General features: G+C 67.3%; 7 protein-coding genes. 6 read left to right on the plus strand and 1 reads right to left on the minus strand.

Annotation, left to right across the window (positions count from 1 at the left end):
* Window positions 1-14: 14 nt before the first annotated feature.
* Genes trpD through AC3G88_RS28895 form a run of 4 tightly spaced genes read left to right on the plus strand, consistent with a single transcriptional unit; the run spans window position 15 to window position 3,305 of the window.
* Window positions 15-1,043: an anthranilate phosphoribosyltransferase gene (gene trpD / locus AC3G88_RS28880; RefSeq protein WP_488894446.1), complete on the plus strand. Its 1,029-nt coding sequence runs from the start codon at window positions 15-17 to the stop codon at window positions 1,041-1,043.
* 6 nt (window positions 1,044-1,049) lie between these two features.
* Window positions 1,050-1,853 (plus strand): indole-3-glycerol phosphate synthase TrpC, encoded by an 804-nt coding sequence (gene trpC / locus AC3G88_RS28885; protein ID WP_488894447.1) that lies wholly within the window; start codon window positions 1,050-1,052, stop codon window positions 1,851-1,853.
* Window positions 1,854-1,909: 56 nt separating this feature from the next.
* Window positions 1,910-2,554 (plus strand): CYTH domain-containing protein, encoded by a 645-nt coding sequence (locus tag AC3G88_RS28890; protein WP_488894448.1) that lies wholly within the window; start codon window positions 1,910-1,912, stop codon window positions 2,552-2,554.
* Entirely contained in the window at window positions 2,544-3,305 is a 762-nt protein-coding gene (locus AC3G88_RS28895) for a uracil-DNA glycosylase (RefSeq protein ID WP_488894449.1), read from the plus strand. Before AC3G88_RS28890 ends, AC3G88_RS28895 begins: the two co-directional genes overlap by 11 nt.
* On the opposite strand, the gene AC3G88_RS28900 is transcribed toward AC3G88_RS28895, so the two are convergent.
* Window positions 3,302-3,589, minus strand: a complete 288-nt coding sequence (locus tag AC3G88_RS28900) for an acylphosphatase (protein WP_488894450.1) — start codon at window positions 3,587-3,589, stop codon at window positions 3,302-3,304. The two genes, AC3G88_RS28895 and AC3G88_RS28900, sit on opposite strands and share 4 nt — an antisense overlap.
* A gap of 156 nt (window positions 3,590-3,745) precedes the next feature.
* On the opposite strand from AC3G88_RS28900, the gene AC3G88_RS28905 reads away from it, so the two are divergent.
* Together AC3G88_RS28905 and AC3G88_RS28910 are read left to right on the plus strand one after the other, a co-directional pair.
* Complete coding sequence (locus AC3G88_RS28905) at window positions 3,746-5,488, plus strand: ABC transporter permease (RefSeq protein ID WP_488894451.1); 1,743 nt, start codon at window positions 3,746-3,748, stop codon at window positions 5,486-5,488.
* Window positions 5,489-5,524: 36 nt separating this feature from the next.
* Window positions 5,525-6,859, plus strand: coding sequence for an ABC transporter ATP-binding protein (locus tag AC3G88_RS28910; protein WP_488894452.1), 1,335 nt, complete (start codon window positions 5,525-5,527; stop codon window positions 6,857-6,859).
* The last annotated feature ends 487 nt before the right edge of the window (window positions 6,860-7,346 follow it).

Genomic DNA, 7,346 nt, shown 5'->3' on the forward strand with positions numbered 1-7,346 from the left:
TTGAAGATTCCGCCATGTCCATCACGCCCCAGGAAGCACTGACGCGCTGCATCGAGCACCGCGAGATCTTTCATGACGAAATGCTGCACCTGATGCGGCAGATCATGCAGGGCCAGATCAGCCCCGTGATGGCCGCCGCCATCCTGACCGGCCTGCGCGTGAAGAAGGAAACCATCGGCGAGATCTCGGCCGCCGCGCAGGTGATGCGCGAGTTTGCCAACCACGTGGAGGTGAAGGACCGCCAGAACTTCGTCGACATCGTCGGCACGGGCGGCGATGGGTCGCATACGTTCAATATCTCCACGGCGTCGATGTTCGTGGCCGCCGCCGCGGGCGCGAAGATCGCCAAGCATGGCAACCGTGGCGTTTCGTCCAAATCGGGCAGCGCCGACGTGCTGGAGGCGCTCGGCGTGAACATCATGCTCACGCCCGGGCAGGTGGGGCAATGCATCGAGCAGACCGGCATCGGCTTCATGTTCGCGCCCACGCACCACCCGGCCATGAAGAACGTGGCGCCGATCCGCAAGGAAATGGGCGTGCGCACGATCTTCAACATCCTGGGCCCGCTGACCAACCCGGCCGATGCGCCGAACATCCTGATGGGCGTGTTCCACCCCGACCTGGTCGGTATCCAGGTGCGCGTGATGCAGCGCCTGGGCGCGCAGCACGCCATCGTGGTCTACGGCAAGGACGGTATGGACGAGGTATCGCTGGGCGCCGCCACGCTGGTGGGCGAACTGAAGGATGGCGAAGTGCGCGAGTACGAGATCCATCCGGAAGACTTTGGCCTGTCGATGATCTCGAACCGGGGTCTCAAGGTGGCCGACGCCGCCGAATCAAAGGAAATGCTACTCGAAGCATTGGGCAACGTACCGGGCACGCCGCGCGAGATCGTCTCGCTCAACGCCGGCACCGCGCTCTACGCAGCCAATGTGGCCAGTTCGATCGAAGACGGCATCCAGCGTGCGCGCGAAGCCATCGCCAGCGGCGCCGCCCGCGAGAAGCTCGACCAGTTCGTGCGCGCCACGCAGCAATTTAAGTAAATCGCCATGTCCGATATTCTCGAAAAGATCCTGGCCGTCAAGGCCGACGAAGTCAACGCGGCGCGCAAGAAGCGCGACCTGCCAAGCCTGCGCGCCGAAGCCGAGAGCCTGCGCGGCGAGCCCGGCCTGGCGCCGCGCGGCTTCGCACGCGCGCTGCGCGAGAAGATTGCCGCCGGCCACGCCGCGGTGATTGCGGAGGTCAAGAAGGCGTCGCCGTCCAAGGGCGTGCTGCGCGAAAACTTCGTGCCCGAAGCCATTGCCGAGAGCTACGCCACGCATGGCGCAGCCTGCCTGTCCGTGCTGACCGACGTGAACTTCTTCCAGGGCCACGCCGATTACCTGAAGCGCGCCCGCGCCGCCTGCGACCTGCCGGTTCTGCGCAAGGATTTCATGATGGACCTGTATCAGGTCTACGAAGCGCGCACCTGGGGCGCCGACTGCATCTTGCTGATCGTGGCCGCGCTGGACCCCGGCCTGATGGCCGAGCTGGAAGCCTGCGCGCTCGAACTGGGCATGGACGTGCTGGTGGAGGTGCATGGCAACGACGAACTCGACGCCGCGCTAAAGCTCCAGACCCCGCTGGTGGGCGTGAACAACCGCAACCTGCGCACGTTCGAGGTATCGCTGGACAACACGCTGGGCTTGCTGCCGCACATGCCGGACAACCGCCTGGTGGTGACCGAATCGGGCATCCTGGGCCCGGCCGACGTCCAGCGCATGCGTGACGCCAATGTCCATGCGTTCCTGGTGGGCGAAGCGTTCATGCGCGCGCCCGAACCGGGAGTGGAACTGGCGCGGCTGTTTGGCTGATCGACGATTCGTCCGCGACCGATCCACGACTGACCGACCCACGACGGAGCACGGCGATGGCAAAAGAGATCGAACTGAAGCTGGCCCTGCCCGATGCCGCGCTGGCGGCCGTGGCGGCGTGGCTGGACGCCCACGGCGAGGCGCGCGGCGAAGTCACGATGCTGAACGTCTATCTCGACACGCCCACGCGCGAGCTTGCCCGTGCGCGTGCCGCGCTGCGGCTGCGCCGGAAAGACAGCCAGTGGCTGCAGACGCTGAAGACCGCGGGCAAGAGCGGCGGCGGCCTGGCCGCGCGCCACGAGTGGGAAACCGAGATTGACGGCGAAGCCATCGAACTGGACCGCTTCGACGCCCAGGCACGCGCCGTGGTGGCGCCGCTGGCCGACCGGCTGAAGCCGGTCTTCCGTACCGATTTCGTGCGCCGCACCTGGATCGTCGAGCAGGATGGCGAGCGGATCGAGGCCGCCATCGACACCGGCACCATCAGCGCCCCCGGCACCACCCGGACCGAGCCCATCCAGGAACTGGAACTCGAATGGCTGCCAAAGAAAGGCGCGCCGTCTGACAAGGACGAAGCGCACGCCGAAACCGTGCTGCGCGCCTTCAGCCAGCGCCTGGGCCACGTGGCACCGTTGGTCCCCATCGATCTCAGCAAGGCCGCTCGCGGCTACCGACTTACCGACGCGTCCGATGCAAGCTGACCTCTTCGTCACCGAACCTTCAAAATCCGCCCCGACCGTCGACTGCCTGCAGGATCAGGTCGATGCCCTGCCCGCCGCGTGGCGCAAGCTGCTGGCGCCGTGCCTGGGCAATGCCGACTGGGCATCGCTGTGCGATTTCGTCGATGGCGAGCGTGCCGCCGGCAAGCCGGTCTTTCCGCACGCCGTCTTCCACGCGCTGCACCTGACGCCGCCCGACGCGGTGCAGGTCGTCATCCTGGGCCAGGACCCGTATCACGGCACCGGCATGGTCGGCGGCGTTGAGATTCCGCAGGCGCACGGGCTGGCGTTCTCGGTGCCCGATGGCATCAAGGTGCCGCCGAGCCTGCGCAATATCTTCAAGGAAATTGCCGCCGAGTATGGCGGCGAGCCGGTGCGCGCCTCGGGCAATCTCGAAGGCTGGGCACGCCAGGGTGTGCTGTTGCTCAACACGGTGCTGACCGTGGAGCAGGCCAACGCCGCCAGCCACGCCAGGCGCGGCTGGGAAGCCGTGACCGACTGCGTGATCCACGCGCTGGCCATGTCGCGGCCCAACCTCGTCTTCATGCTGTGGGGCAGCCATGCCCAGGCCAAACGCGCGCTGCTGGAAGGCCAGACCCATTGCGTGCTGGAAGCGCCACACCCGTCGCCGCTATCGGCGCATCGCGGGTTCCTGGGTTGCGGGCACTTCAAGCAGGCCAACGACTGGCTGGAACGCCACGGCCGGCCCGGCATCGACTGGCAGAAAACCTAAGCGGTCGGGCGCCATTCGAAGCCATCGAAGGTTTCGGGCGGGGCCGCCTTCACGTCCACACGTGACACCTGCGCGGCCGGCGGGCCCTGCTCCATCCACACCCGCAATGCTTCCAGATGCTCCCGCGAGCCGGTGGCGATGACTTCCACCGTGCCGTCCATGCGATTGCGCACCCATCCGCCCAGCCCCAGCGCCCTTGCCCGGTCCGCGCAGTGGCCGCGATAGCCCACGCCCTGCACGCGGCCATGGGCAACCATCTGCCAGGTTTCCGTCGATCCTGTCATGATTCGTTTCATCCCCTAGGTAAACTACCTAGCCCGGTTGGGCGTTAGGACGTCAGCATACGATGCCTTCGCCCGCTCCCCCAGCCCCGTCCCGCCATGCGGGAAAGGGTCCCGGGGAGAGGGCATGGCGCATGACACACCACCGAGGCCGTGCCCATGCCACCAACGCAAGACAATCAGGCGCCCGGCTACGTCGGCCCCCTGTTGACCGCCCCGCCAAACCGCTTCGACCTCGCGCTGCTGCCGATCATCCTGGCCGCCATCGTCATCGTGGCCTATGCCGCACGCCAGATGGACGTGCCGTACCAGCCGGGCGAGTCGCTGGCCATCCATCTGGACGTCGCATGGCTGCCTTACTACCTGATGCGCACCAGCATCCGCATGCTGGCCGCGCTGGGCGCATCACTGGTGTTCTCGTTCGCGTTTGCCGCGCTGGCCTCGCGTAGTCGGACCGCCGAAAAAGTGATGGTGCCGGCGCTTGATATCCTCCAGTCGATTCCCGTCCTCGGCTTCCTGTCGATCACCGTGACCGGCTTTATCGCGCTGTTCCCCGGCAACCTGGCCGGTGTGGAATGCGCGGCCATCTTCGCGATCTTTACCTCGCAGGCCTGGAACATGGCGTTCAGCCTTTACCAGTCGTTCCGCACGATTCCGGGCGACCTGCTCGAAGCGGCGGCCATGTTCCGGCTGTCGCCGTGGCAGCGGTTCTGGCGGCTCGAAGTGCCCTACGCCATGCCGGGCCTGCTGTGGAACATGATGATGTCGATGTCGGGCGGCTGGTTCTTCGTGGTGGCGTCCGAGGCCATTGCCGTGTCGGGCCACGATATCCGCCTGCCCGGCATCGGCTCGTATATCGCGCTGGCCATCCAGCAACAGGACCTGGCCGCCATCGGCTGGGCCATCCTGGCGATGCTGGTGGGGATCGTGCTCTATGACCAGTTCCTGTTCCGCCCGCTGGTGGCCTGGGCCGACCGTTTCCGCTTCGAGACGCTGGCGCAGGACACCGTGCCGCAGTCCTGGCTGCTCGACCTGCTGCGCCGCTCGGCCTGGGTGCATGCGGTGCTCAAGCGCACCGCCGCGCTGGCTGGCCGCACGCTGGCCTGGAGCGCGCGCCATCGCAATGTGGTGGCACTGCCCGCCGCGCCGGTGCGCTGGGCGCCCTGGCTGGACCGCCTGCGCGACGCCATCATCATCGCCGTCGCCCTGGCCGCGCTGTATCGCGTGTTCCACTTTGTCCACAGCGAAGTGGGCTGGGCCGAGGCCGCGCATGTGTTGTGGCTGGGCACGCTGACGATGGTGCGCGTGATCGTGCTGATTGCGCTGGCCGCTCTGGTCTGGGTGCCGGTAGGCATCCGCATCGGGCTGAATCCGTCGCTGGCGCGGATTGCTCAGCCGATCGCCCAGTTCCTGGCGGCCTTTCCGGCCAACCTGATGTTCCCGCTGGCCGTGATGGCCATCGCCCGATTCGGCCTGAACCCCGAGATCTGGCTCAGCCCACTGATGATCTTCGGCACGCAGTGGTACATCCTGTTCAATGTGGTGGCGGGCGCATCGGGCATTCCCACCGAACTGCGGCTGGCCGCGCGCAACTTCGGACTCAAGGGCTGGCTGATGTGGCGGCGCTTTCTGGTGCCGGCCGTGTTCCCGAGCCTGCTGACCGGGCTGGTGACGGCGGCGGGCGGGTCGTGGAACGCGAGCATCGTGTCCGAATACGTGACGTGGGGCGACCGCACGCTGGTCGCCACGGGCCTGGGCAGCTACATCGCCGAAATGACCGCGCGCGGCGACTTCCCGCGCATTGCACTGGGCATCGGCGTGATGGCGCTGTTCGTGGTGGGCTTCAACCGGCTGCTGTGGAACCGGCTCTACGACCTCGCGCAGGCGCGCACCCGGCTCTGACAGCCGGCATCAACGACCGGAACTAAGGAATTTACGATGGCACTGCAAGGCAACGCCGATCCGGTGATCGACCTGCGCGGCGTGGGCAAGATGTTCCGCACCGCCGACCACACCGACCGCGCCGTGCTCGAAGGCGTGAACCTGACCCTGCGCCAAGGCGAGATCGTGGCCATGCTTGGCAAGTCGGGTTCGGGCAAGTCCACGCTGCTGCGCATCATGGCCGGCCTGGTCGGCGCCGATCGCGGCGAGGTGCATTTTCGTGGCCAGCGGCTGGCCGGCACGGCCGAAGGCATTGCGATGGTGTTCCAGTCATTCGCGCTGTTTCCGTGGCTGACGGTGCAGCAGAACGTGGAGCTGGGGCTGGAGGCACAGGGTGTGGCTCGCGCCGAGCGCACGCGCCGCGCCGAGGCGGCCATCGACATGATCGGGCTGTCCGGCTTCAACAGCGCGCTGCCGCGCGAGCTGTCGGGCGGCATGCGGCAGCGCGTGGGGATCGCCCGTGCGCTGGTGACCGAGCCCGACCTGCTGCTGATGGACGAGGCGTTCTCCGCACTCGATGTACTGACTGGCGAGACGCTGCGCGACGAGATGCTCGACCTCTGGGAATCGGGCCGCACCAATATCAAGAGCATCCTCATCGTGTCGCACAACATCGAGGAAGCGGTGATGATGGCCGACCGCATCGTGATCCTGTCCAGCGATCCGGGCCGCGTGCGCGCCGAGGTGCCGGTGCCGTTCCCGCGTCCGCGCAACCGCGACGACGCCCGTGTGCGCGCGCTGATCGACGAGGTCTACATGCTGATGACGTCGCCCGCCGCACTGGGGCCACGCGTGCCGGCCCCGGCCGCCGCGCAGATCGGCTACCGCCTGCCGGACGCCGATATCAGCCAGATGGAAGCCGTGCTCGACCTGCTGCATGAGTCACCGTTCTTCGGCCGCGCCGACCTGCCGCACCTGGCCGAAGAGGCCGGCCTGACCGACGACGACCTGCTGCCCGCCTGCGAAGCCATGCAGCTGCTGGGTCTGGCCAGCATCGAGCGCGGCGACATCACGGCCACGGCGCTGGGCCGCAGCTACTACGAAACCGAGCCGCCGGAACGCAAGGTGCTGTTCGGCCAGCAGTTGCTGGCCCACGTGGCGCTGGCCGCGCACATCCGGCGCGAACTGGAGCAAAGCGAGAACGGCGAAGTCGGCGAAGAAGCGATCCTGCCTGCGATGGAGGCCTACCTGAAGCCCGAGGAAGCCGAGCGCGTGCTCAAGATCGCCATCGACTGGGGCCGCTACGGCGAGGTGTATGGCTATTCGTTCAACAGCGGGATGCTCACGCTGCCGCAAGCGGAGGAGAACGGCGGCGCTGCGGCGCAGGGGTGAGGGATTTGCTTTTCGTTCAGCGCGCTTGAAGATTGCGGCCCCCTTGCTTGCACCGGAGGGCGCCGCTCCCCTCTCCCGCATGGCGGGAGAGGGGTTGGTGGAGAGGGCCAGCGTGTCCGCACTTGCCCAGCCGGGTTAGCACCCCATGCGCCTGCCCTCTCCCCCGCCCCTCTCCCGCGCGCGGGAGAGGGGAGCAAACCGTCGCGTCAGCGTATCTTCAGGGCGCGAACCGTCGCGGCAGCGAATCTTCGGGGAAGCAAACCGTCACTGCAGCGCAGCGGTGACGGATTTGCTTTGCTTTCAGGGCGCTTGCAGATTGCAGCCCCTTGCTTGCACCTGTGGGCGCGGCTCCCCTCTCCCGCCTGCGGGAGAGGGGTTGGGGGAGAGGGCAAGCGCGTCGCACTTGCCGAGCCGGGTTAGCACTCCATGCGCCTGCCCTCTCCCCCGCCCCTCTCCCGCGCGCGGGAGAGGGGAGCAAACCGTCGCG

The sequence above is a fragment of the Cupriavidus sp. 86D6 genome (assembly GCF_057815095.1).